This is a genomic window from Falsiroseomonas sp. HC035 (assembly GCF_050563525.1).
In the GTDB taxonomy this organism is placed as follows: Bacteria; Pseudomonadota; Alphaproteobacteria; order Acetobacterales; family Acetobacteraceae; genus Falsiroseomonas.
Window position 1 is genome coordinate 52,797 of sequence record NZ_JBNXUN010000017.1, and the last position, 21,847, is coordinate 74,643.

Here is a 21,847-nt window from a genome sequence, read left to right on the forward strand (position 1 = left end):
TGTTCTCCCTGTTTGTCACATGGTCGGATTGAAGCGCCCGGCGAAGGCGCGAATCAACAGCCGAAACACCCGGTCGGTCGCGAAACCGAGCAGGCCGAGCGAGATCAGCGCGACGAAGATGTCCTCCACCTGCATGAACAGGCGCGCATCCCACAGCATCTTGCCAAGCCCGTCATTGGAGGCCACCAGTTCCGCCGCCACGATGGTGACGAAGGCGTTCGCCATGGCGAGCCGCATGCCCGTCAGGATGTAGGGTACCGTCGCCGGCAGCGCGACCAGCGCGAACACCTGCAACCGGCTGGCTCCGAGGCATTGCGCCGCGCGGATCTTGTCCCGCCCAACCGCGCCGACGCCTGCTGCGGTCGCGATCACCACGACGAAGACGGTGGTATACGCAATCAGGAAGATCTTGCTCTCCTCCCCGATGCCGAACCAGATGACGGAGACGGTGATCATTGCGACCGCCGGGATGAAGCGGAAGAACTCCGTCCACGGCTCCAGCAGCAGCCGCACTGGCCGGAAGCTGCCGATGGCGAGCCCGATGGGGATGCCGATGGCGCTGCCCAGCAGGAAGCCCTGGATGATGCGCCGCATGGAGGCGACGATGGCCTCCTGCAGCAGTGCATCCTCGATCAGCACCCAGCCGCGCTCGAAGACCGGGATCGGTGAGGGAAACAGCACCGACCGCACCAGGAAGACGGAAGCCAGGTGCCAGATCAGGAACAGCAGCGCGAAGCCGACGATGTAGCCGGCGACCGTGGCGGTGCGGCTATGCATGGGGATGGATCTCCTCATGGATCAGCGCGTGCACCTGCCGGAAGCTGGCCATGAAGGCGTCCGAGGTACGGTCTCGCGGATACGGCAGGTCGACTGGCACCACCGCCTTCAGCGTCCCGCCCGGCCCCCGCTTCATCACCCCGACCCGCGTCGCCAGGGCGCAGGCCTCCTCGATGTCGTGCGTGATGAACAAAACTGTCTTGCGGTTCTCCGACCAGATCCGCGAAAGCTCGGTCTGCAGCACCGCGCGCGTCATCGCATCCAGCGCGCCGAAGGGCTCATCCATCAGCAGCATGTGCGGATCATTCGCCAGCGCACGCGCGATCTGGATGCGCTGCTTCATGCCTCCCGACAATTCAGAGGGATGCTTCGAGCCCTGCCCCGTCAGCCCCACCATGTTCAGGAAGCGGTCCGCCACCTCGCGCCGCTCGCGCCGCCCCATGCCTCGCAGCCGCAGGCCGAAGGCGATGTTGTCGCGCGCCGTCAGCCAGTCATACAGGCTGTCATGCCCCTGGAAGACAACGCCCCGATCCGCACCGGGCCCGCGCACCGGGCGACCTTCCAGCGTGATGCGGCCGGAGGTCGGCGCGTCGAAGCCGGCCAGCATGTTCATCACCGTGGTCTTGCCACAGCCGGAGGTGCCGAGCAGGCAGAAGAACTCGCCCTCCGCCAACTCCAGGTTGAAGTCCCGCACCGCCTCGTAGGCCCCGGTGCGGCCACGAAAGGTCATGCCGACGCCGTCCAGCTCCACGAAGGCCAATCTGCGTCCCCCTTGCACTCCCGCATCAGTCTAGGCGCATGACAGGATGCGGCAACCCGGCTTCACGCTGCCATCGCACCGCATTAGAACGCAGATGCGCAAGCGGGAGGCAGGAAGATGATGCTCGAGGGCAAGGTTGCCGTCGTCACCGGGGCCGGTGGCGGCATCGGGCGGGAGATCGCGCTGGCCATGGCGCTGGCCGGTGCCTCCGTCGTGGTCAACGACATTGGCGCCAGCCTGACCGGCGAGGGCCCGACCAGCGCAACCCCCGGTGAGCAGACCGTCGCCATCATCGCGCAGCGCGGCGGCCAGGCGGTGGTGAACACGGACAGCGTGGCGGACTGGTCTAGCGCCCAGCGCATCGTGGCGCAGGCGGTGGACACCTACGGCCACATCGACATCGTCGTGAACAATGCCGGCATTCTCCGGGATCAGATTTTCCACAAGATGTCGCCTGAGGAATGGCTGACCGTCGTCGGCGTCCACCTCAACGGGTCCTTCTTCGTCAGCCGCGCGGCCGCGGAACATTTCCGGAAGCAAGGCAGCGGCGCCTATGTGCACATGACCTCGACCTCCGGCCTCATCGGCAATTTCGGCCAGGCGAACTACTCTGCTGCCAAGCTGGGCGTGGCAGCGCTTTCCAAGTCCATCGCGCTCGACATGCAGCGCTTCGGCGTGCGCTCCAACTGCATCGCGCCCTTCGCCTGGTCGCGCATGACGAGTTCGATCCCCGCGACTACGGACGCCGAGAAGGCCCGCGTCGCGCGGATGCAGCAGATGACGCCGGAGAAGAACGCGCCGCTCGCGGTTTTCCTCGCCAGCGACGCCGCGAAGGACGTCACCGGCCAGATTTTCGCGGCCCGGCACAATGAGCTGTTCCTGTTCAGCCACCCGCGCCCGATCCGCAGCGCCCATCGCGGGGAGGGCTGGACGCCGGAATCCATCGCCGAGACCGCACTCCCCGCCTTCCGCGCCAGCTTCCAGCCGCTGGATCGCAGCGGCGACGTCTTCGGTTGGGACCCGATCTGATGGATTTCTCCCTCACCGAGGAACAGGTCGCCTTCCAGGACAGCGTGCGCCGCTTCGCGGAAGCGCACCTGGCGAAGGACGCCCTGCCGCGCGCGCATGACGAGCGCTTTCCCTGGGACGTCGCCAGGCTGATGGCCGAGAACGGCCTGTTCGGCATCATGGTGCCGGAGGAAGACGGCGGCCAGGGCGGCACACTGTTCGACGCGGTGCTGGCGATGGAACAGATCGCCTATGTCTGCCCACGCAGCGCCGACGTGCTCCAGGCCGGCAATTTCGGCGCTTTTCGTACCTTCGCCGAATATGCGACGCCGGGGCAGAAGGAGAAATACTTCACGCCGCTGCTGAAGGGCGAAACCATCGCCGCCGTCGGCATGACCGAGCCCGATGCCGGCAGCGCGCTGACCGATTTGAAGACCACCTGCACGAAGGACGGCAACGGCTTCCGCCTCAACGGTGGCAAGGTGTTCACCTCCAACACGGAAGATGCCGGCGTCTTCGTCATCTACTGCCGCTTCGGACCGGGCGTGAACGGCATCGGCAGCGTCATCGTCGAGCGCGGCATGGATGGCTTCCGACTCGGCCAACCCAGCCGCTACATGAACGGCGAGACCTGGTGCGCGCTGTATTTCGACAACGTCTTCATCCCGGCGGAAAACGTGCTGCTGGGCGAGGGCGGCTTCCGCAAGCAGATCGCCGGCTTCAACGTGGAACGCGCCGGCAACACGACCCGCGCATTGGCGCTGGGGGAATATTGCTTCCGCCAGGCCAAGGCGCATGCCGAACAGCGCAAGCAGTTCGGCCGCGCGCTGATGGAATTCCAGGGCCTGCAATGGAAGTTCGCGGAAATGCGCGTGGCGCTCGATAGCGCGCAGCTCCTGCTGTACCGCGCCGCGGTCCGCGCCAAGGACGGGCTGCCGGATCCGCAGGACGTGGCATTGGCGAAATACGCCTGCAACCAGGCCGGCTGGATGGCCTCCAACGAATCCATGCAGATCATGGGCGGCACCGGCTACAGCCAGGACCTTCTCATCGAATACTGCGTCCGCAAGACGCGCGGCTGGATGATTGCCGGCGGCAGCCTCGAGATGATGAAGAACCGCATCGCGGAGGGTGTCTTCGGCCGCAGCTTCTCCCAGCGGCCACCCAAGTGACATCGCTCACCCCAACGCTACTGAACCAGGCGCTGCTGAACCCGCGCCGCATCGCCCTCATCGGCGCCTCCGCCGACGAGCAGCGCCTGACCGCCCGCCCACAGCGCTACCTGCGCCGCCACGGCTTTGCGGGCGAGCTGTTCCCGGTGAATCCGCGCGCGGCGGAGGTGCTGGGCGAGCGTGCCTACGCCACCCTCGCCGACATCCCCGGCGAGATCGACTTCGCCTACATCCTGCTCGGCACCGATAACGTCGAGGCGCAGGTCACGGCTGTTGCGGCGCGCGGCATCCCTGTCGCCTGCATCCTGGCCGATGGCTTCGCCGAAGCCGGGCCGCAGGGCGCTGCCCTGCAGGCGCGCGTGCTCGCCGCCGCCCAGGCCGGTGGCGTCCGCCTGCTCGGCCCCAATTCCATGGGCATCGTCAACTCGCACGCCCGCACCGCGCTGACCACCAACGCCGCACTGGAAGCCGATGCGCTGCCGCCCGGCCGCGTCGCGCTGGTCTCGCAATCCGGCTCCATGATGGGCGCGCTGCTGTCGCGCGGCGCGGCGCGCGGCCTGGGCTTTTCCCACCTCATCGGCACCGGTAACGAGGCCGACCTGACGGCGGGCGAAATTTCTTCCCTGCTGCTCGACGACCCGCAGGTCGATGTCGTCGCGCTGTTCCTGGAGGCGATCCGCGCGCCGGAGCAACTCGCCACCGCCGCCCGCAAGGCGCGCGACCTCGGCAAACCCATCGTTGCGCTGAAACTCGGCCGCAGCCCCTTCGGCGCCGAGCTCGCCACCAGCCACACCGGCGCGCTCGCCGGCAGCGATGCAGCGGCGGAGGCGTTCTTCCGTGCCCATGGCATCCTGCGCGTGACGATGCTGGAGGCGCTGCTGGAACTGCCGCTGCTGGTCGCCGGCCGCCGCCCACCGGCCCACACCCACCGCGCGGTCAGCGTGATGACGACGACGGGCGGCGGCGGCGCGCTTGCCGTCGATGCGCTCGGCGTGCTGGGCATCGAGGCGCGCAAGCCGGATGCGGCCGCCGCCGCGAAGCTGGAGGCCGCCAGCCTCAACGCCCATTCGCGCCTGCTCGACATGACGCTGGCCGGTACGCGGCCCGATCGTGTCATGGCGGCACTCGATGCGCTACGGGCGGCGGAGGACACCGACCTGGTGCTGGCCGTCGTCGGCAGTTCCGCGCAATTCCGACCAAAAGACGCCGTTGGCGGCATCGTCGAGGGCGCGAAGGCACCAGGAAAGCCCGTCGCCGCCTTCCTCGCCCCGCAGGCGGAGGCATCCCTTCGCCTGCTGGCGGAATCCGGCATCGCCGCCTTCCGCACCGCCGAATCCGCGGCCGACTGCATCAACGCCTTCTGCAACTGGCAGGCCCCGCGCGAGATCCAGCCCGCCACGCCGCCCACGATCGCGCTTCCCGACTATCCCGACGAGGCCGATGCACGGGAGGTCTTCGCCGCCCTCGGCCTCGCCTCCCCCTTCGCCATCATGCAGGACAAGCCACCGGACGGGCTACGCTACCCCGTTGCCCTGAAGATCCTCTCGCCCGACCTCGCCCACAAGACGGAGGTCGGCGGCGTCGCCCTGAACATCCCGGACGAGGCTGCGCTGCGTGAGGCCGCCGCCGCCATGCGCGCCCGCGTCTCCGCCGCAGCACCCGGCGCCCGCATCACAGGCCTGCTGGTGCAGCCGATGGCGAAGGGGCTGGCGGAGGCGATCCTCGGCTTCCGGCAGGACCCCGAAGTCGGCCCGGTGGTGCTGCTCGGCGCCGGCGGCGTGCTGTCCGAACTGCATCGCGACGTGGCGCTTCGCCTGGCGCCGGTGGACCTGGCGGAGGCGCATGCGATGATCGCCGAGGTCCGCGCCCTGAAGCCGCTGACTGGCTGGCGCAACCTGCCGAAAGGGGACCTGGAGGCGCTGGCCGCTGCCGTCGTCGCCGTCTCCCGCCTGACCGGCATCGCGGAGGCGGAGATCAACCCGCTGATCGTCGGCCGCCCCGGCGAGGGCGTGACCGTCGCCGATGCCTGGGTGGTGCGAGGCTGAACCGCGTGGCAGGCTGCCGCCCCATGGATGCCGAAGCCCTGATCCGCGCCCGCTACGGCGCGCTGCCCTTCTCGCCGCCCGAAATCCCGGCCGGCCTCGCCATGCTGCTCGACCGCCGCGTGACCCGCCGCTACCGCCCGGACCCGGTGCCGGATGCGCTGCTGGACGCGGTGCTGGCCGGCGCGCAATCGGCGCCCGCGAAGTCCGACCTGCAGCAATACTCCATCCTTGTCACACGCGACCCGGCGAAGATCTGCGCCGTGGCGGATGCCATCGGCACCATGCCCTGGATCAAGGAAGCACCCATCCTGCTGCTGTTTTGCGGCGACATCCGCCGCGGCCGCCAGGTCTGCGCGCAGCACGGCCGCGTCCACGCCAATGACAGCATCGACACCTTCCTGAACGCCTCCGCCGACGCGGCACTGGCGCTCGGCTTCTGCGTCATGGCGGCGGAGGCGGTGGGCCTCGGCACCTGCCCGATCTCCTATGTCCGCAACAACCTCGATCTTGTGCAGAAGCTGTTCGGCCTGCCGGAAGGGGTGTTCCCGCTCGCCGGCCTGACCCTCGGCTTTCCCGCCGCGCGCAACGAGATCTCGCCGCGCCTGCCGCCCTCGGTCGTCGTGCACCGCGAGACCTACGACGACAGCGGCCTCGCCGCCGCCCTGCCCCCCTATGACGCGCTCCGCCCGCCTGGCAAGCCGCGCTATCCGAACGTGCACGGCCCGAAGCCGGAAGGCTGCACCTGGTCGGACAACGCCGCGCGCCAGCTTTCGGTGCCGGAGCGTGCGAATTTCCGCGAATGGCTCGCCAGCCAGGACATCCACCTTGGCTGACGCAACCGCCGACAACCCCGGCGGCACCGGAGACCTGGTCCCGGCACCGCGCAAGCGCGCGGTAAAGCCGCGCCATGCCGCCAGCCTGATCGTCTGGCGGCAAGGGTCCGGCGAGCCCGAGATCCTGATGGGCATGCGCCACGCCAAGCACAAATTCATGCCGAGCGTGCTGGTCTTCCCGGGCGGCCGCGTCGATCGCGGCGACCACCGCGTGCGCGTGCTGTCCGAATTGAAGCCGGAGACGCTGGCCCTGCTCGGCCATCGCGCGCCACCCTCCCTCGCCCGTGCTCTCGGCGTTGCGGCCGTGCGCGAGTTGTTCGAGGAAACCGGCCTGCTGCTCGGCGACCGGCAAGGCGAACGCCTGCTCGCGGACCTCGCGCCGCTCGACTACCTGTGCCGCGCCGTGACGCCCACCCGCCGCAGCATGCGCTTCGATGCCCGCTTCCTGATTGCGCCTGCCGAATCCGTGCGCGGCGAGATAGGTGGGTCCGGCGAGCTGGAGGGCCTGGCCTGGTACAGGCTGTCGGATGCGCGCGCGGCAAAGCTCGCCGACATCACCGCGATGATCCTGAACGAGTTTTCCGAGTGGCTGACGGTGCCGCCGGACCAGCGCGCGGCGCGGCCCAAAATCGTCTATCGCGGCAACGACAACCGGATGAGCGACGAGTAGCTCAGCGCGGCTCGAACGCCTCCCCGTCCCGCGCCGCCGCGCCCTCGGCCTCAAGCTTGATGAGATGCGCCAGCAGGCTGCGCGCCGCGGCCGGCACCAGCTTCATCTCCAGCACCGGGCCATAGACCGCCGGCACCAGGTCCAGCGCCGTCGCGCGTCGCGCCGCACGCAGCGCATCCAGCACCTTCGCCTCGCGTTCGAGACGATGCGCCGCCAGAGCCGCGACGAAGGGCGCCGGGTTCGGCAAGGGCGGGCCGTGGCCGGGCAGGTACAGATGCGCCTCCCGCTGCGCCAGCTTGGCCAGGGATTCCATATAGGCCGCCATGTCGCCATCGGGCGGGCTGACCACGGTTGTCGACCAGCTCATCACATGGTCGGCGCTGAACATCACGCCGTCCTCCCGAGCCAGGCACAGATGGTTGGCGCAGTGGCCGGGCGTATGGATGGCGTGCAGGCCGAACTCCTCCAGCACCGCGCCATCCGCCAGCGTCACATCCGGGGAGAAGCCGTGGTCGCCGCCCTCGCCGCCCTGGTCCGGCGGGGTCATGTGCGGGCCGAAGCCGTGGCTTGGCGCACCTGTCGCGTCCTGCAAGGCCGCAACGCCCGGCGAATGGTCACGATGCGTGTGGCTGACCAGGATGTGGCTGATCGCCTCGCCGGCCGTGGCGCGCAGGATGGCCTCCAGATGCGCCGCATCCTCCGGCCCCGGGTCCAGCACCGCCACACGGCCCTGCCCTATCAGGTAGGTGTTGGTGCCGCGCCAGGTGAAGGGCCCCGGATTGCCGCACAGGATGCGGCGCACGCCCGGCGCCACCTGCTGCACCACGCCCACCGGCAGCGCGTCCTCGCGCAGGAAAGGAATGCTCATCGCTTCTTGCGCCCCAGCAGGATTTCGCGCCGCATGATGTACAGGCTCGCCACCACGATCAACGCCGCGCCGCCCAGCGTCGAGACGCCCGGCACGTCGCCGAAGGCCGCCCATCCGAACAGCACCGCCCATAGCAGCGACGAATAGGAATAGGGTGCGAGGAACGACACCTGCGCGCTGGCCCAGGCCTCCGTCAACAGCACCTGGGCGGCGCCGCCGATCAGCCCGATCAGGACCAGCAACACCAGGTCGGACGGCCCCGGCCAGACCCAGGCAAAAGGCATGGCGAACAGGGTGAAGAAGGTCATCAGCAGCGATTGCCACAGCACGATCGTAGCCGAGGATTCGCTGCCCGACAGCGTCCGCACCAGCATCGTGGTGCCCGCCGAGAACATCCCATGCGCCACCGCCGCAATCATTCCCCAGCGCGCCGCGCCGCCGAAATCCCCGGTGAAGGCGCCCTGCCCCAGCGCGATGACAAGGATGCCGAGGAAGCCCACCAGCACCGCGCCCCCCCGATGGATGCCGACCTTCTCGCCCAGCAGCGGAATCGACAGCAGCGTGACGAACAGCGGCGTGGTGTTGGTCAGGGCGGTATGCTCGGCCAGCGGCAGCAGCGTCAGCGCGTAGAAGGAACAGGCCTGCGCCGCCGTGCCCGTCATCGCCCGCAGCACATGCGCGGGGAAGCGCTTGGTCCTCAGCACGCCGGCGACATCGCCGCGCAGCCCGGTGAGGCGCAGGACGATGATCATCACAACCGGCAGGGCGAAGGCGCTGCGAAAGAACATGATTTCGGTGAAGGGAATGCGCCCGCCGAGTTCCTTCACCAGCACGCTCATCGCCGCGAACAGCGCGCAGGCCAGCAGCATGAAGGTCATGCCGCGCTTCGGGTCGTGCCTGAGGGCCACTATCGAAGCCCCGCCGCGCGATCCTCGCGCCGCCGCACCTGTTCCCGGTGCAGGTTGTACAGCCCTGCCGCGATGACGACGACGGCGCCCGCCACGGTGTTCCAGGCCGGCACCTCCGCCCAGATCAGGAAGCCCAGCACCCCGCCCCACAACAACGTGGTGTATTCATAAGGCGCCAGCACGGACACCGGCGCGATAGCGAAGGCGCGGGAGAACAGCAAATGCGCGCAGCCATTCGCCATGCCGAGGAAGGCGAGGCAGACAAAGACCTCCCACCGCGGCACCAGCGGGCCGAGCGGCGGGAACACCGGCAGCAGCAGCAGCCCCACCGGCACATGCGCCGCCAGCAGCCAGAAAGCGATGGCCTGCGGCGTGTCGGTCGCCGCCAGCACCCGCGTCCAGATCCGCGTCAGCCCGAGCGTCGCGGCACCTGCCAGCAGCATCGCCGCCTCCCACCGCCACAACTCGCCACCGGGTTGCAGGATGATCATCACCCCGGCGAAGCCGACGCAGGTGCTCGTCCAGCGCCGCCAGCCCACCTTCTCCCCGAGCAGCGGAATCGCCAGCACGGTCATGATCAGCGGCGCCGCCGCATTCACGGCGTAGGAGGCCCCGAGCGGAAACGCATTGAACCAGGCCAGGTAGAACGCCACCGTGACGATGCAGTGCATCGAGGACCGCAGCGCCAGCAGCGGCTTGCGTACCGGCGCCAGCCCGCGCCCGCGCACCAGCAGCGCGATCGCCAGCATGCCGAAGACGCCGCGCCAGATCATGGCGACGGCAACGCCAACCTCCGGCAGCGCCCACTTCACCGCGGCATCCGCGGCCGAAATCACCGTATAGCCGGCGACGATGATGCCGATGCCGCGCAGCGTGTCCTGCGCCAGGGGCAGCCGCGACAGCAGGACGCGCCCCGCCGTCGCGGCGGGTTGTCGGTCAGCCAACTGCGTCGGCCAGTTCCGCCTCGGCCTGCATGCAGGTGGCGCCGGTGTCGTCGCGCGTCTCGAGCATCACCTGCTCGCCCTGCACCCGGCCGAGCACCGTCAGCGCGCGGCCGTCGAAGGCGGGGCGGCGGCCGCGGAAGGCGAAGCGGTGCAGGCGCTTCCCGGAGGCGCTGTCCAGCGCGTGCTGCGCCATCAGCGTCGCCTGCAAGGGGCCATGCACAACCAGGCCGGGATAGCCCTCCACACCCGTGACGTAGGGATGGTCATAGTGGATTCGGTGGCCGTTGCCGGTCAGCGCCGAATATCGGAACAGCATCACCGCATCCGGCAGCACCGTGACGGTGGTCGCATCGGGCCAGTCCGGCGCCGCCGCGCCAGGCTTTACCGCGCTGCCCTCCGCCCCGCGATAGACGATGTCCTGCTCCTCCTCCAGCGCCAGGCCCGCCGGGCCGTGCAGCAGGTGCCCCACGGTGACGAAGACCAGCCGGCCCGATCCGCCGGCTTTCTCCTCCACCTTCAGGATGGTGCTGGTGCGTGTCACCTCGTCATCCGCATGCAGCGCCACCGGATGGAAGCGCAGCCGCCCGCCGGCCCACATGCGGCGCGGCAGGTCGTGCACCGGCGGCAGGAAGCCGCCGCGTTTCGGGTGGCCGTCCGGCCCGATCCCCTCCGGCATCACCCAGTCCTGGAACAGCATCCAGTGCCACAGCGGCGGCAGTTCGGTAGGCACCTTCCGGCCCAGGGTGGCCGCCAGGCCACGCAGCAGGCGCGGGTCGATGCGGTCCTCGCGGGTTTCGGTACGGCCGACATAGTCTTCGTGCGACATCAGTCCTCGCGCAGGTAAAGGCGGTAGGTGTCCATGTGCACCACCCGCGTGTAGTGCCGCCACGTCTCGGCGAAGGCCGGGTGGCGGGAGAAATAGGCGATCGGGTCGAAATCCTCCGCCCCGCAGCGCGCGATGCCGGAGTTCTTGGCGACCAGCACGCCGCCCGGCGGCGCACGGGCGAAATCCTCCGCCACCGTCCGATATACCAGGAATTCCGGCCGCGACATCTCGGACGGCTCGCGGTAGCGCGGCACGCCCTCGGGGCACCCCTGGTAGGCGCCGATCAGCACCCACAGGTTCATGGTCCGCAGGGTGGACCGGGCGCGGGCGTAGTTCAGCGCCGGATAGACCGGATAGATGTCCGGCGAGAGCACCAGCAGGCGTTCCCCCGCAACCTCCCGCTTCAGCGCCGCGGTCAGCCGGCCTTCCGCCAGCGCGCCGTACCAGATCTGCCGCCACGGACTTTCGCCGCGCAGATGCACCACGGACAATGCCACCACCACCGCCAGCGCCAGCCCCGGCGCCGCCGCCTGCGCCCGTCCGGCCGGCAGGTTGCGGTCCACCCAGCGCGCCGCCACCCATCCCGCCATCAGCGCCGTCGCCATGGCCATCGGCACCACGTGGTAGGACCAGCCCTTGTGCTGCACCCAGGCGGACAGGAAGCTGCCGACGCCGACGCAACCCAGCATCCACGCCCGTGGCCCCGCACCCGGCCATGCCAGCAGCGCCAGCGCCGCGGCCAGCGCGAACAGTGCCGGGCCGAGCTGGTTGGTCAGCAGCACGTCGAACAAGCCAATGCCGCCATTGGACAGGTAGAAATCCACCACCAGCGGCACGACAAAGCCGAGGTAGTCCGGGAAGAACACCGGCAGGCTGGCCAGGTACATCAGCCAGATGCCGGCCATCAGCCAGGGCAGCCGGTCCCGCAGGGCCGCCGCCGGACCACGTCGCAGCAGCACCAGCGCCTCGACCAGCGCCGGTACCGCCAGGAAATGCGGCTTCAGCGCGAAGGCCAGCGCGGCCGCGACCGTGACCGCGATGGCAAGGCCGCGCGGCGTCGCCATCGCCTCCGCCCGCCGAGCCGCGAGCAACGCGTAGGGCAGCGCGAACAGTCCCATCAGATGCTCGCGCTGGCCGACATCGTAGGCGACCATGACGATGACCAGCGGGATCAGCGCATCCAGCACCGCGCGTTCCACAACGCCCTCGTCCCAGCCTTCCCGCAGCCGCAGGCAGAAGCGCCAGGACAGCGCGCAGCACGCCAGCACGCACAGCAGCCAGGACTGCACCGGGTCCAGCGGCGTGAAGCGGTCGATCAGCGCCGGGACGGCGGTGAGGACGAAGATCAGCGGCGGATTGACGTCGATCAGGTCGCGGAACAGCGCCTCCCCGCCCACCCATCGCGTGGCGAAGTTCAGGATGGCGGCGACGTCGTGATTGAGCGGTGGCGCCAGGACCATCAGCACGAAGCCCAGCGCCGGCAGCAGGGCGAGCGCGCGCAGCAGGCGGGCCCGCACCCTCGGCTCGGCCGGGCTGAACGGGTGTGGGGCGGCCTGGATCTCGGCGGGTACCGGACGGCTCTGGGGGTTCGGGGTCATCATCGGGGCCTGGTGGGCGGCATCCTCGGCGCGCAGGGCGAATGGTGCAACCGCATTGCGGCGCCCATGCGGCATGGCTGCCTCGCGCCGGCAGGCGCGGCTGTCTCGTACGCCGGCAGGCGCGGCTGTCCCGTACGCCGGCAGGCGCGGCTGTCCCGTACGCCGGCAGGCGCGGCTGTCTCGTACGCCGGCAGGCGCGGCTGTCCCGTGCGCCGGCAGGCGCGGCTGTCCCGTACGCCGGCAGGCGCGGCTGTCCCGTACGCCGGCAGGCGCGGCTGTCCCGTGCGCCGGCAGGCGCGGCTGCCTCACGCCCGCCGCGAGGCCGCCTTGCGGCCGCCGCGCTTGCCCGTCACAAGGGCTGCGTGGAACCCGCAGAATACGCCCTGATGGACGCCGCCGAGGACGGCATGTGGTGGTATCGTGCCGCCCATGCCCGGGTGCTCGATGCGCTGCGCGCCCGCCCCGGTGCCCCTGGCCCGGTGCTGGATGCCGGCTGCGGCACCGGCGGCTTCCTGCAACGCCTGGCGCAGCAGGTGCCGGACCGCCCGGCCATGGGCCTGGAATACAATCCCGAAGCCGCCGACCGCGCCGCCCGGAAATCCGGCTGGCCGGTCGCCGCCGGCGACGCCAACACCCTGCCCTTCGAGGATGCCAGCTTCGGCGCCGCCGTCAGCATCGACGTCATCTGCCATGCCGGCGTCGACCCTGCGCGCGGCATGGCCGAACTGCACCGCGTGCTGCGCCCCGGTGGCACGGTGATCCTCAACCTTCCGGCCTATGAATGGCTGCGCAGCGCGCATGATACCCGCGTGCACACCGCCCGCCGCTACACCGCCGCCAGCGCCCGCGCGTTGCTGGAAGCGGCCGGCTTCCAGGCCATCGCCACGAACTACTGGAACGGCCTGCTGCTGCCGCTGATGGCGCTGCAACGCAAGGTGCTGCACCGAAACCCGGATGCGCCGAGCGACGTGACCAGCTTCCCGCCCTGGATCGACACCACCCTGCATGCCGTCTCGGAGATCGAGCGGCGGATCGGCACCTCCGGCATCCCGATGCCCGGCGGTGGCTCCGTCCTCGTCATCGCCACGCGGCCCTGACGGAGAACACGAAGTGACCGACGCCCTGCCCGCCGCCGAGGGGCTCTCCGTGACGCCGGCCGACACGCCGGTCGACACGCCGGTGGGCCTGTCCATCGTCGTACCCGTCTATCGCGGCGCCGCCACCGTCGGCGCGCTGGTCGAGGCGCTGTCCGTGCTCCGCCCGGCTGGCGGGCTCGAGATCATCCTGGTGAACGACGGCAGCCCGGACAATTCCGCCGAGGTCTGCCGCGCGCTCGCCGCCACCGCCACCGTGCCGCTGGTCTACATCGAGCATGCGCGGAATTTCGGCGAGCACAACGCGGTCATGTCCGGCCTGCGCCAGGCCCGCGGCGCCTTCGTCATCACCATGGACGACGATCTGCAGAACCCGCCCGAGGAAGTGCTGCGGCTGTACGACCACGCCCGCCTCGGCGGCTGGGACGTGGTCTATACACGCTACGCGGTGAAGGAACACGACGGCTGGCGCAACCTCGGCAGCCGCTTCGCCAATGGCGTGGCGGACATGCTGCTGGACAAGCCGAAGGGGCTGTACCTGTCCTCCTTCCGCTGCATGAGCGCGCTGGCGGTGCGGGAGGTCGCGAAGTACAGCGGCCCCTACCCTTACGTCGACGGCCTGCTGATGCAGGTGACGCAGCGCCTCGACAGCATCGAGGTGAAGCACCTGCCGCGCGCGGAGGGCCGTTCCAACTACACGCTGAAGCGCCTGGTGCTGCTGTGGCTGAACCTCGCCACCAACTTCTCGGTCCTGCCGCTGCGCCTGGCGATCCTGGCCGGGGCGGTGATGGGCGTCATGGGCATCTTCGCCGCCGGCTACGTGATGTTCGAGGGGTTGAGCGGCGAGACCCCCTCTGGCTGGGCCTCGATGATGACGGTCACGCTGCTGGTCGCGGGCGTGCAGTTCCTGATCCTCGGCGTGCTCGGTGAATACGTCGGCCGCGCCTTCCTCTCGGCCAACGGCAAGCCGCAGGGCGTGGTGCGGGATATCGTGACATCAGAAGGCCGAAGGTCATGATCGCCGCCTGGGCCACCCTGGCCGCGGCCATCACCACCTCCCTGGTCGGGCAGATCCTGCTGAAGGCGGGCGCCTCCGGTTCCGTCGCGGCGGAGGCGGGGTTCATCGACCAACTCTTCCGCTGGCAGACCATCGTCGGCCTCGGCTGCTACGGCGGCGCGGCGCTGCTCTACATCATCGCGCTGAGGAAGATCCCGATGAGCGTCGCGCTGCCCTGCACGGCGGCGAGCTATGTCGTCATCGCGCTGATCGGCTGGGGCATGTTCGGCGAAAGCCTGGGTCTCGCGAAGATCATGGCGATCGGCCTGATCTCGGCAGGGGTGGTGCTGCTGGCCACCACGGCGTGATCCTGCCGCCCGGGGTCGTCGTCGCGGTGCTGGGCGCGACGCAGATCCTCGGCTGGGGCACCGCCTATTTCCTGCCCGGCGTGTTGGGCCCGGCGATGGAGCGCGACCTGCGCCTGGCGCCCGGCACCAGCTTCGCGGGCATCGCCATCCTGCTCGGCCTGGCCGGGTTGCTGGCGCCGATGGTCGGGCGGGCAATCGACCGGCACGGGGCGCGGCCCGCCATGGCGACAGGGTCCGCCGCATTCGCCGCGGGGCTGGTGCTGCTGGCCTTCTCGCACACCGCGATCCAGGCGCTGGTCGCCTGCCTGATCATGGGCGTGGCCGGCGCCCTGGCCCTGACCGAGGCCGCCAACGCCGCCCTCGCCGCGATGGGCGCGGACCGCGCGCGTCGCCGCCTCGGGTTGCTCGCGCTGGCGTCCGGCATGGCCTCGGCCGTCGCCTGGCCGGGGCTGGCGGCGCTGGAGGCGGCGTATGGCTGGCGCGGCGCGGTGCTGGCCTCCGCCGGCATCCACCTCCTGGTGGCTTTGCCGCTGCACCTGTTCTGCATCCCCGCCCAGCCGCGTGGCCCGCGCCCGGCCCGGCCACCCTCCCAGAAGCTGCCGCCGCGGCTGCGGTGGCTGTCGGCCGCATTCACGCTCCAGGTGCTGATCGGCAGCGCCATCCTGGCCAACATGGTGCTGCTGGTGGAGTCGCTGGGCCTCGACCGCGCCAGCGCCATCTGGTGGGCAGCGCTGGTCGGGCCGGCGCAGGTGGCCGCGCGGGCGCTGGATGTGCTGGGTGGCGCGAAGCTGCGTGCGATGACGGTCTGTTCCGCCGCCCTGCTGCTGATGCCGCTGGCGCTGCTGCTGCCGCTGGTCGTGCCGATGGGGATTGTCTACGCCGCACCGGTCTTCGTGCTCGCCTACGGCCTGGCCTCCGGCTTGATGAGCGTGATGCGCCCGGCCTGCCTGATCGAGCTGCACGGCACGGATGGCTACGCCGTCGTCGCCGGCCGGGTCATGGCCCCGGTCACCACCGCAATGGCCGTGGCGCCTGCCGCCTTCGCGCCGCTGCTGCTGACCCTGGGGGCGGAGGCGGCGCTTTCGATCGCGGCGGTCGGCGTGCTCGGCGCCTTCGCCCTGCTGCGCATCGCGGCACGGTCGGCGTAGGCTGTGGGCATGCGCCTTGTCTACCTGCCCCTGGTCCTGCTGGCTGCCGCCTGCGCCGCCACGCCCCCCGCCTGCCCGCCCGGCCTCGCCAGCGCGACGAGGCTGGAGGGCTATTTCGGCCGCAACGCCAACGGCGCGGAGGTGGTGACGGACGCGGCCTGGACCCGCTTCCTGGACGAGGTGGTAACGCCCGCCTTTCCCGATGGCCTCACCGTGCTGGACGCCGCCGGCCAGTGGCGCGGCCGCACCGGCACCGTGGCGCGGGAGCGGAGCAAGCTGCTGGTGGTGGCCATCCCCGGCACCGACGCCGCCCAGGCCCACGCCCGCCTGGCCCCGGTCATCGCCGCCTACCGGTCCCGCTTCGGACAGGAAAGCGTGATGGTGACCACGGCGCCCGCCTGCCTGGGCTTTTGACCCACGGCGGACGCGCTACTGTCGGCTTCCGCCACACCAACGGAGGACCAGCCCATGCCCACCACCGTCAAGGACATGCTCGCCACTGCCAACGCCGCCGTGCCGCGGATTTCCGCCGCCGAGGCCCAGACCCTCGCCGCCCAGCCGCAGACCGTGCTGCTGGATGTACGCGACGCGGCGGAGGTGAAGGCCTCCGGCAAGGCCAAGGGCGCGCTGGCCGTCTCCCGCGGGCTGTTGGAGTTCCGCGCCGACCCGGACTCGCCGTTGCATGACGCCGCGTTCGACCGCGCCAAGACCATCATTGTCTACTGCGCCTCCGGCGGCCGCTCCGCCCTGGCCGGCAAGACGCTGAAAGACATGGGCTATGCCGATGTCCGCAACCTCGGCGGCTTCAAGGACTGGGTCGAGGGCGGCGGCGAGGTCGAGAACGCCTGACCTCAGCCACGCGCTTCCAGCTCCGCAATCAGCGCCCGCATCTCCTCGATCTCGCGCCGCTGCGTCTCGATGATGGTGTCGGCCAGGCGGCGCACCCGTGGGTCGCGCAAATCGGCCCGCTCGCTGGTCAGGATGGCAATGGAATGGTGCGGGATCATCGCGCGCAGCCAGGCGACCTCGTCCACCGTCGCCTGGCTCCGCACCAGCCATAGCGCGCCGGCGAAGACCAGCGCGCCGCCCAGCAGGATGCCGATGTTGGCGGCGAGGTTGCGGTACATGCCCCACATGAACGCCAGCATGATGATGGCCATGGCGCCGCCCATCACCAGCGCCATCCAGGCCCGCGTCTCGCTGAAGGTGACGTGGTCCATGGCGTAGGTGTTCAGGTACATCAACCCGAACATCACCACAGTCGATGTCAGGATCATCGCGCCGAAGCGGAGATAGCTCATCGCGGCCGCCCCTCCTGCCGCGGCCTCAACGGGCTGCGGCGCAGCCGGTTCACCCGAAGGCGCCGACCTCGTGCACGATCGCCGCCGAGCATTCCCGCACCAGTTGGAAGAACCCCGCCATCGGCTTGAACAGCGCCGCATGCTCGGCGGCGTAGGAGGCGCCACCGCCCTCCGCCCCGGGGCCCGGCGCCGGCTCGTGGAAGTCCAGCCCCGTCGCCGGGTCAGGCCGCGCCGGGAAGACCTCGGCCAGCAGCGCCAGCGCGCGCTCCACATCCAGTTGCAGAATGCCGCGCACCAGCGCCTCCCGCGTCGCGCCGTGGCGCGGGCTGAATTCCGGGATCTGCACGGCCAGCAGCCAGATGCGATGGATCAGCGCCAGGCGTAGCGCGTGCAGCAGCACCAGGCGGTCCGGCATCCTCGGCAGATCCGGCCAGGCTGCGCGCAGCGCCAGGTGGTCGGCCTGCAGCCGGCGGAACATGCGGCGCACGGCGGATGACAGGTCCAGCCGCTCCAGCGCCGCCGCCACATCCATCAACTCCTCCCGCCGCCCCGGCCGCGTCGTTGCGCCTGCGCGGTCGAGCCAGGGGCCGGGATCCAGCGTATCCACCCCGGCCCTCAGCACGCCGAGATCCGAACTCGCCGCCGCCCGCGCCGCCATCGCCACCGCGCGAGCGAAGCGCGGGCTGCGCGCCAGCATGTCCGCGAAGGCGTCCGGGTTGGCTGCGGCCGCGGCGCCCATGCCGTGCAGCGTGTTCGCCAGCCAGCCCATCTGGTGCAGGATCGCGTTGTTCGGGATGGCACGAAGCTGGGAGGGATGCGTGATCCGCGCCGGCCCGCCCATGTCGGATTGCCGCGCCGCCGGCCGTGACCCGGTACGGTCCAGCAGCCCTGGCCCGAAGGCGCCGAGCAGCGCGGCGTAGCCGGGGTCCTCCACCAGCACCTGCATCTCCCGCCGGATCGTGGCGAAGAAATCGGCGCCGTAGTCGCTCTCGGCATAGATCGGGTCGGGCTCGGCCGATGGCGTGGCGAAGGCGTGCTCAGCGATGCGGGCCACCGTTGCCGCCGCCAGGTCCGGCGTGCCGAACAGCAGGTAGCCGTCGCCGCCCTGGAAGCTGCTTTCCTCCCGCAGCCGCAGCCCGGCCTTCTGCAACGCCGCCCGCGCCTGCGGCGGCGAGAGGTAGTCCAGCCGGTCCGCCAGGCTGTCCGGATGCCCGCCGCGGCCGATGCTCTCACCATGCGTATCGAACAGCACCAGCTCGATGTCGGACAGGCCGTGCCGCTTCAACTGGTCCGCCAGCCGCAGCTTCAGGCGCTCCGCCAGGTAGCTGGCCGGAAGCTGGCCGACGTAGCGGCCGGAGTCGGAATAGCCGAACTGCAGGCACAGCCGGCCCTGACCGCGCAGATAGTCGCGGAAGAAGGGGCTTCGAAGCGCCTCCTCAACCACCTTGTCGCCACGCTCCAGCGCCTCCGCCGTCTCGAACAGCGGCGAGATCTCGATCAGCCGGTCGATGCCGAGCCGCTTCGCCAGCCACAGGGCGCCGAGCAGCGTGTAGCCGCTTTCGGTCTCCGCGATCAGGAAGCGCACCGGCTGGCTGGCATCCACATGCTTGGTGATCTGCGCCACGGTCATCATCAGCCGCACGGCGGAGGCCTGCTCGGCCAGCAGCGCGCCGAAATCCACCGGCTGTGTCACAACCTCAGCCAGCGCCGCGTTCATCGCCGCCAGCAGCCCGCGCCGGCTCGCCATGTCGTCGGGCGATGCCGTCAGCCCCAGCCGCTGCCGCAGCGCATTGTGGATCTGCGAGGCGTTGAGGCGGGTATGGGTATGCGCCAGGGCCAGCCCATGTGCCGCAAGCCCCGCCCGCGCCACGGCGAGCGCCAGGCGCGCCGCCTCGTCGGGCGCCCGCGCCATCGCCTCCGGGAACAGGTCGAGCACCGGCCGCGGCGAGGTCAGCGCCGCGTCGCGCTGGCCCACCAGCACGGCGGCGAAGGCCTGCACCGCCTCCGGCGCCGGCTGCTGCGGCAGCGCCTCCAACTGCCGCGCCACGGCTGATTCCGCCTGCGCGACGCGGGCGGCGACCGGCGCGGCGCAGTCGCCGATGGCAGCAAGCTGCGTGGCCAGCCGCTGCAACTGCAGCCGCTTCATGGTCAGGCGCAGCCCGATCGTGTCCCACCAGCCGATATCGGTGCGGCCATCCGTGTCGTAGCCGACCCAACTCGACAGGATCACCGGCGCCGGCAGCAGCGCCTGCCACCGATCCCCCCAGACGCCGCGCGCCGCCCGCAGCAGCGCGCCGTTCAGCGCGTCCAGCGCATCCCGCCCGCGCTCGATGGCGGCGACGGCCTGGACAAATTCCTCGGTCAAGGTCGGCGTCGCAGGGCGGTGCGAAAGCCCGGCGGGAAATTCGGCGCCGGCGGCCGCGGCGGCAACCGCGGCCCCGGTGGCCGGTGGCAGCGAGAAGGTAGGGTGCGCCGTGAACACCGCGGCGAAGCGCGGCCGCTCCACCACCTGGCGATAGGTCGCGAAGGGCACCGGGCTGTCCTGCGGGTCCGGCCGCACCAGCCGCGCCGCCAGCGCATCCAGGGTTCCGGCACCGCGGTCTAGCCCGACATAGGCGGCCAGCCGGCGCGCGCGCTCCCCTGCCGCCGTGTCGGCGATGCGCGCGATCAGCGCCGCCACCGACCCCGCATCCAGCCTTCCATCATCCAGCCGCCGGCTGATCGCCAGTGCGATCAGCAGGACGGGATCGCCGAAGGGATCTGTCGCCGCCGCCTCCCGCGCCTCACGCAAGCGCAGCATCAGGTCGGCGATGGTATCGCCGGTGGCATCGGCCGCGGGCGCGGCGGGGGAGGCATCGTTCATGCCGGCCATGCTGCATCTGCGAAGGGCGCCCGCGCCAGCAGAGTTTTGCAATGCGCCCACGCCGCCCCATGCTGGCGCCGGACCATCAAGGGATTCGTGCATGACCGCCTCAGCCGCGAACGGCCCCCGCATCGCGCTGGGCGGCTTCATGCTGGAAAGCAACGGCCACGCCCCTGTCGCCAGCCGTGCGGAGTTCGAGGCGACCTGCTGGCTGGAGGGCGACGCGCTTGCCGCGGACCTCGCCCTGCCTGCCCCGCGCGGACCGACCGGCCTGACCGGCTTCATCCGGGCCATGGATGCCGGCCGCCCCTGGCAGCCGATCTGTACCATCGCCGCCGGCGCCGGCGCCTCCGGCCCCATCGACCAGCCGGTGTTCCAGGACTACCTGGCGCGGCTGGAGGCGCTGCTGCGCGCGGCGCTGCCGCTGGATGGCGTGTTCCTGGCCCTGCACGGCGCCGCCACGGCGACGGAGGATGCGGACCCGGACGGCACGGTGCTGGAGCTGGTGCGCGGCGTCGTCGGGCCAGGCGTGCCGGTGCTGGCGACGCTGGACCTGCACGGCAACATCTCCTGGCGCATGACCCAGCACGCCGACATGTTTTCGTCGTTCCTGACCAACCCGCACGTCGACATGGCCGAGCGCGGGGCCGAATGCGCCGGGGTGATGCGCGCCATGCTCGGCGGGATGCGGCCACGGATGGCCTTCGCGAAACTGCCCTTCATCCCGCCGGCGACGAGCCAGAACACCGCCGCCGGCCCCTATGCCGACGCCATCGCCTACGGCCAGCGCTTCCTGGACCACGAGGTCCTGAACGTCTCCATCCTGTCCGGCTTCTCCCTCGGCGATACGCCGAAGAACGGACTCTCCGTCATTGTCACCACCCGCACGGATGCCGCCCGGGCGCAGGCGGTGGTGGCGGAGATCGCCGGCTGGATCTGGGACAGCCGACATCGCTGGGTCACCGACCTCACCAGCCTGTCCGACGCGACGGCGATGGCCCTGGCGGCCGGGCGCGACCCGGCGAGGCCGTCGCTGCTGTTCGCCGATGTCGCCGACAATCCCGGCGGCGGCGGCCGCGGCAACACCACCTATATTCTCGACGGCTTCCTGAAGGCCGGCGTGCAGGGTGCCGTGCTCGGCATGCACAACGACCCGGCCCTGGCGGCGGAGGCGCATGCGCTCGGCGTCGGCGCCCGTTTCACCGCCCGCTTCAACCGGGACGAGACCCACCCCCTGTCACACCGGCTGGAGGCTGAGGCGGTGGTGGAGGCATTGTCGGAGGGCGATTGCATCGGTCGCCGCGGCATCTATGCCGGCCGACAGGTCCCGCTCGGCCCCACCGCGCTGCTGCGCATCGGCGGGCTGCGCGTCGCCGTGGTGACGCAGCGCAAGCAGCTGGCGGAACCGGCGATGCTGGAGATGTTGGGCGTCGACCTGCGCGCGGCGCGGAGCCTGGTGGTGAAGTCGCGCGGCCATTTCCGTGCCGGCTTCGACGACATTTTCCCCAACGACCGCATCATCGAGGTCGATGTGCCAGGCCTGACCACGGTAGTGCTCGCCCGCGTGCCGTGGCGGCAGGTGCCGCGGCCGATCCATCCACTGGACCCGGACATGGAATGGATGCCGCCGCGCCCGGAGGATGTGCCCGTGCGCGGCGGATAGCCTG

Annotated in this window: 21 protein-coding genes; 12 read left to right on the forward strand and 9 right to left on the reverse strand. The window is 70.8% G+C overall.

What is annotated here, in order from left to right; all coding sequences use genetic code 11:
• Positions 1-15 precede the first annotated feature (15 nt).
• Complete coding sequence (locus ACLF3G_RS24440) at positions 16-777, reverse strand: ABC transporter permease (RefSeq protein ID WP_430672006.1); 762 nt, start codon at positions 775-777, stop codon at positions 16-18.
• Positions 770-1,528: an ABC transporter ATP-binding protein gene (locus ACLF3G_RS24445; protein WP_430672047.1), complete on the reverse strand. Its 759-nt coding sequence runs from the start codon at positions 1,526-1,528 to the stop codon at positions 770-772. The genes ACLF3G_RS24440 and ACLF3G_RS24445 overlap by 8 nt, the downstream gene beginning before the upstream one ends.
• Before the next feature lie 126 nt (positions 1,529-1,654).
• Here ACLF3G_RS24445 and ACLF3G_RS24450 point away from each other — a divergent pair, with 126 nt between their 5' ends.
• From ACLF3G_RS24450 to ACLF3G_RS24470, 5 genes are read left to right on the forward strand one after another with little or no spacing between them, the layout of a single operon-like run.
• The gene (locus ACLF3G_RS24450) at positions 1,655-2,566 is read left to right on the forward strand and encodes an SDR family oxidoreductase (RefSeq protein ID WP_430672007.1); all 912 of its coding nucleotides are present in this window, start codon (positions 1,655-1,657) and stop codon (positions 2,564-2,566) included.
• On the forward strand, positions 2,566-3,717 hold the full coding sequence (locus tag ACLF3G_RS24455; protein ID WP_430672008.1) for an acyl-CoA dehydrogenase family protein: 1,152 nt from the start codon (positions 2,566-2,568) through the stop codon (positions 3,715-3,717). Before ACLF3G_RS24450 ends, ACLF3G_RS24455 begins: the two co-directional genes overlap by 1 nt.
• Positions 3,714-5,762, forward strand: coding sequence for an acetate--CoA ligase family protein (locus ACLF3G_RS24460; protein ID WP_430672009.1), 2,049 nt, complete (start codon positions 3,714-3,716; stop codon positions 5,760-5,762). The genes ACLF3G_RS24455 and ACLF3G_RS24460 overlap by 4 nt, the downstream gene beginning before the upstream one ends.
• Positions 5,763-5,785: 23 nt before the next feature.
• Positions 5,786-6,595 (forward strand): nitroreductase family protein, encoded by an 810-nt coding sequence (locus ACLF3G_RS24465; protein ID WP_430672010.1) that lies wholly within the window; start codon positions 5,786-5,788, stop codon positions 6,593-6,595.
• Complete coding sequence (locus tag ACLF3G_RS24470) at positions 6,588-7,265, forward strand: NUDIX hydrolase (protein WP_430672011.1); 678 nt, start codon at positions 6,588-6,590, stop codon at positions 7,263-7,265. Before ACLF3G_RS24465 ends, ACLF3G_RS24470 begins: the two co-directional genes overlap by 8 nt.
• Position 7,266: 1 nt before the next feature.
• Here the strand turns inward: ACLF3G_RS24470 and ACLF3G_RS24475 are convergent, their stop codons facing one another.
• Genes ACLF3G_RS24475 through ACLF3G_RS24495 form a run of 5 tightly spaced genes read right to left on the reverse strand, consistent with a single transcriptional unit; the run spans position 7,267 to position 12,412 of the window.
• Entirely contained in the window at positions 7,267-8,133 is an 867-nt protein-coding gene (locus tag ACLF3G_RS24475; RefSeq protein WP_430672012.1) for an MBL fold metallo-hydrolase, read from the reverse strand.
• The gene (locus ACLF3G_RS24480; RefSeq protein WP_430672013.1) at positions 8,130-9,041 is read right to left on the reverse strand and encodes a DMT family transporter; all 912 of its coding nucleotides are present in this window, start codon (positions 9,039-9,041) and stop codon (positions 8,130-8,132) included. The genes ACLF3G_RS24475 and ACLF3G_RS24480 overlap by 4 nt, the downstream gene beginning before the upstream one ends.
• A complete protein-coding gene (locus tag ACLF3G_RS24485) occupies positions 9,041-9,985 on the reverse strand; it encodes a DMT family transporter (RefSeq protein WP_430672014.1) in 945 nt (314 codons plus the stop codon). The genes ACLF3G_RS24480 and ACLF3G_RS24485 overlap by 1 nt, the downstream gene beginning before the upstream one ends.
• Positions 9,978-10,811 (reverse strand): FAS1-like dehydratase domain-containing protein, encoded by an 834-nt coding sequence (locus ACLF3G_RS24490; RefSeq protein ID WP_430672015.1) that lies wholly within the window; start codon positions 10,809-10,811, stop codon positions 9,978-9,980. The genes ACLF3G_RS24485 and ACLF3G_RS24490 overlap by 8 nt, the downstream gene beginning before the upstream one ends.
• On the reverse strand, positions 10,811-12,412 hold the full coding sequence (locus ACLF3G_RS24495; RefSeq protein WP_430672016.1) for a hypothetical protein: 1,602 nt from the start codon (positions 12,410-12,412) through the stop codon (positions 10,811-10,813). The genes ACLF3G_RS24490 and ACLF3G_RS24495 overlap by 1 nt, the downstream gene beginning before the upstream one ends.
• Before the next feature lie 359 nt (positions 12,413-12,771).
• On the opposite strand from ACLF3G_RS24495, the gene ACLF3G_RS24500 reads away from it, so the two are divergent.
• Genes ACLF3G_RS24500 through ACLF3G_RS24525 form a run of 6 tightly spaced genes read left to right on the forward strand, consistent with a single transcriptional unit; the run spans position 12,772 to position 16,865 of the window.
• Positions 12,772-13,506 (forward strand): class I SAM-dependent methyltransferase, encoded by a 735-nt coding sequence (locus tag ACLF3G_RS24500; protein WP_430672017.1) that lies wholly within the window; start codon positions 12,772-12,774, stop codon positions 13,504-13,506.
• Positions 13,507-13,519: 13 nt separating this feature from the next.
• On the forward strand, positions 13,520-14,521 hold the full coding sequence (locus ACLF3G_RS24505; protein ID WP_430672018.1) for a glycosyltransferase family 2 protein: 1,002 nt from the start codon (positions 13,520-13,522) through the stop codon (positions 14,519-14,521).
• Entirely contained in the window at positions 14,518-14,868 is a 351-nt protein-coding gene (locus ACLF3G_RS24510) for a DMT family transporter (protein ID WP_430672019.1), read from the forward strand. Before ACLF3G_RS24505 ends, ACLF3G_RS24510 begins: the two co-directional genes overlap by 4 nt.
• On the forward strand, positions 14,865-16,016 hold the full coding sequence (locus tag ACLF3G_RS24515) for an MFS transporter (RefSeq protein WP_430672020.1): 1,152 nt from the start codon (positions 14,865-14,867) through the stop codon (positions 16,014-16,016). Before ACLF3G_RS24510 ends, ACLF3G_RS24515 begins: the two co-directional genes overlap by 4 nt.
• Before the next feature lie 9 nt (positions 16,017-16,025).
• Positions 16,026-16,430, forward strand: a complete 405-nt coding sequence (locus tag ACLF3G_RS24520) for a DUF3574 domain-containing protein (RefSeq protein WP_430672021.1) — start codon at positions 16,026-16,028, stop codon at positions 16,428-16,430.
• Between the two features lie 54 nt (positions 16,431-16,484).
• Positions 16,485-16,865: a rhodanese-like domain-containing protein gene (locus ACLF3G_RS24525; protein ID WP_430672022.1), complete on the forward strand. Its 381-nt coding sequence runs from the start codon at positions 16,485-16,487 to the stop codon at positions 16,863-16,865.
• A 2-nt stretch (positions 16,866-16,867) separates the two neighbouring features.
• On the opposite strand, the gene ACLF3G_RS24530 is transcribed toward ACLF3G_RS24525, so the two are convergent.
• Together ACLF3G_RS24530 and ACLF3G_RS24535 are read right to left on the reverse strand one after the other, a co-directional pair.
• The gene (locus ACLF3G_RS24530; protein WP_430672023.1) at positions 16,868-17,317 is read right to left on the reverse strand and encodes a DUF305 domain-containing protein; all 450 of its coding nucleotides are present in this window, start codon (positions 17,315-17,317) and stop codon (positions 16,868-16,870) included.
• 49 nt (positions 17,318-17,366) lie between these two features.
• Positions 17,367-20,180, reverse strand: a complete 2,814-nt coding sequence (locus tag ACLF3G_RS24535; protein ID WP_430672024.1) for a phosphoenolpyruvate carboxylase — start codon at positions 20,178-20,180, stop codon at positions 17,367-17,369.
• A gap of 100 nt (positions 20,181-20,280) precedes the next feature.
• Between ACLF3G_RS24535 and ACLF3G_RS24540 the strand changes: the two genes are divergently transcribed.
• Positions 20,281-21,843 (forward strand): M81 family metallopeptidase, encoded by a 1,563-nt coding sequence (locus ACLF3G_RS24540; RefSeq protein WP_430672025.1) that lies wholly within the window; start codon positions 20,281-20,283, stop codon positions 21,841-21,843.
• The last annotated feature ends 4 nt before the right edge of the window (positions 21,844-21,847 follow it).